The sequence below is a fragment of the Flavobacterium sp. genome, from assembly GCF_044369455.1.
GTDB lineage: Bacteria > Bacteroidota > Bacteroidia > Flavobacteriales > Flavobacteriaceae > Flavobacterium.
Genome location: NZ_JBIPLW010000047.1, coordinates 1 through 2,746 on the forward strand (window position 1 = coordinate 1; position 2,746 = coordinate 2,746).

2 protein-coding genes are annotated in these 2,746 nt (G+C 51.7%); one reads left to right on the forward strand and one right to left on the reverse strand.

Annotated elements, in window-relative coordinates:
• Nucleotides 1-1,004: 1,004 nt before the first annotated feature.
• Nucleotides 1,005-1,973 (forward strand): hypothetical protein, encoded by a 969-nt coding sequence (locus tag ACIQ2L_RS13760; RefSeq protein WP_396159807.1) that lies wholly within the window; start codon nucleotides 1,005-1,007, stop codon nucleotides 1,971-1,973.
• Between the two features lie 450 nt (nucleotides 1,974-2,423).
• Here ACIQ2L_RS13760 and ACIQ2L_RS13765 read toward each other — a convergent pair.
• On the reverse strand, nucleotides 2,424-2,746 hold a 323-nt coding region (locus ACIQ2L_RS13765; protein ID WP_396159809.1), incomplete at its 5' end, for a transposase.

Below are 2,746 nucleotides of genomic sequence, written 5' to 3' on the forward strand. Positions count from 1 at the left end.
GCATTCATCTAGCCTGGGGTAAGCACGCGATAGCGGCGCAACCCCAGGTTCAGAAAGCCGTATCACAGCGGGCGAACGGACGTTGTCCAACGAAAAGACATCAACATTCGCCCGCAATGTCCGTGATTTTGGCGGAACTTCACCGTTCCAATGTCTCGACTGGATTGATCGAAATGATTTAGGCAAGGTTCTTGGGCTATGCCATCGAATGACTGTCCTTTGTTGTTGCCTCGCAGGGAACTCGCGAGCCGATCGATCACGTCTACGCTGTTCGTTAATGGATTCGAACCTTAACGCAGAGTCGGGGAGACGCAGAGACGCGAAGGAACATAACTCTGCGCCCGTGCGTCTTGGCATCTCTGCGCTACGAAGTCCTCTGTTGTTGGACAGCAGCTAAAAACTCACTAGCAAACTTCGGAAATGTTGCCAGAAGTCCAAAACGGTTCCTGCCACCTTTTGGCTTCACTTCACCAAAATAGGACTCTCGATCATGCGATCCGTGTACGGTCTAAACGAGCCCAAGAAGATCCTGGACTCGGTAATTCCAATCGCAACAAATCGAAAACGCTAGAAACAATGGGAATCGAACGAGAAGATAGATATTCCTCTCGGGCGTACACTTGGACGAGATCCTCGCAAACCGGGATAACTGAATTGACTGATCAGGGATAACAGACCAAAATTCAGGGATAACGCCCCCAACCGGGGATAATTATAAAGTCGCTGCCTAACAACACACATTTCGATCGATACGGGGTTCTGTATCTATGGTATATCGCATCGTTCGCGTCGTCGCAGCCATAGCCGTCGTTTTTGCGTCACTTCCTCTATCGCTGCTTGCGATAGAACGCGGTTTTGGGCTGGGAGCCATGTTGACGGTCCCCACATGTTGTCTGGGATTTTGGTTCGCGCTGGTGTCGGGACTCCGAACACAAAGAATCGGGTGGTTTGCATTTTCGTCAATCAACGTTTTTCTCCTTCCCTTGTGTCCGTACTGGAAACGGATGATCGAAACTGTTCTGCATTGGGTACAGGACATCATTCGTAGTTCTCAGCCGACGGCTCTCTATGACAACGCCGAAGTCGTTGCCCTGCTGGCTATGATCGTCTTGCCGTGGGGCATCGGATGCGGATTGGGTGCGATCGCTGCAAGACTTACGCGTCGATACCTTAGTGATACGACATTCGACGCTGATGATGAAAGCCGACCAACGTATCAATTTACCGTGCGGGGCATGCTTTTAACGATCATGGTTTTTGCCGCTATGACCGGCTGGCTTTCAACTACTGTTCAACAGTGGTATTCCCATGAAAAATCGAATCAAGAACGCCTACTGCAACGATTTAAAGGTTCGTTCACAACGGGCAAGGTGACTTTGCTCGCCGAGCCCTTGATTTTCGAGGACCATGCGATGTTGAAGAAAAGTCAGAATACATCGGGGATCAGCGAGTATCGCGTCGTTGCCCCAATCAACATCGACGGCAACCAATTGTGGGCTGTGTGGACCTATTTGTGCGATGAAAACTACCCTGGCACCGTATCCAAATTTGGATATGCAGAGGCAGGTACTCGAAGTGGTCTACCGCCTCACCCATTTCCCGTGACAGAGTATCTAAGAGAACCAACTTATGAAATGGTCGATGGCGAACCGCCGTTGTCCATAGGTGCTAAGATCGTTGAGGCTCCGACTGTAGCGAGATCTGGGGATACCATTACGATTCTCGCCAAGACGGACAGTTTCATGGAGTGTGACTTGATCATTCGGCCCTTCCAAGCGGTAGCGTTGCCACCGGGAAAGCTAAAGTCACCGGAGAGCGGAGTCGTTCGCTGGGACGTGGCGATTGATCCCACGTTCGTTGGAACACAGATTGAGTACGAATTCCAATCTCGCACGAATCGACTATATCGTGCTAAAATAGTCAGCGGTAAATTGACCCTTACCCGGAACAGCGTCGAACATATAAAGGTTTAGATTCTGCGTCGTTGTTCTAGGGACGGATGCGGGCTGGACTGCGGGTGATTGCCCAATCTATGGTGGGCGGCTCAAGAGGTTAGCCAGAATCTAAACCCATGTTCGAGAAGCCCAAGCGGCAGTTCTTGATCCGCTAGGGATACCACTCGCCGCGACAGCGCGGCCAGTTGGAAGCTTGTTGGTACCCGGTTTGCTTAAGGGCATTGCTTCCTGCTATCTCGCTTCCATGGGCTCGCGGATGTGTGATCGATTGAGTCTTAGCAGCGATAGACGAGTGCGTATGCAGTTCAATCGCCCCAATCTCGTCGAATTTGGCCTCGCTCGCATGGTTGTTTCCGTCGCGAGCAAGCGGAATTCTGAGTCGTTTTCAACTTCGGTATAGTCCTTCCACGCAGAACGAACTTCACGTCGTTCAAAGGAAGTCAGTTGTTACGAAGCATCTCTTAGTCGTTAGCTCGTGTCGAACTCTGGCAAGCGGCGTGGTGCGCTCGGTACGAATCCGAGGCAGACCAACGCACCGCCACACTCTGGGCATTTCAACGTTGGCTTCTCGAGCGGCGGTTTGGCCGCTACGGTCAAGACGTACACCATGTTCAAGGTCACTGTCACCAACATCGACAACCATTCCCAGTTCGTCTTGGCTCGCGGATGCGCGAAGCCAAAGTGACGCACCTTTTGAAACCCGCTCGGAAGCACATGTTGCAAGAACCGACGAATGAACTCTTCGGCACTCACGGTCATCGGTTTGTAAACGCTCGTTCCACTACGGCGGT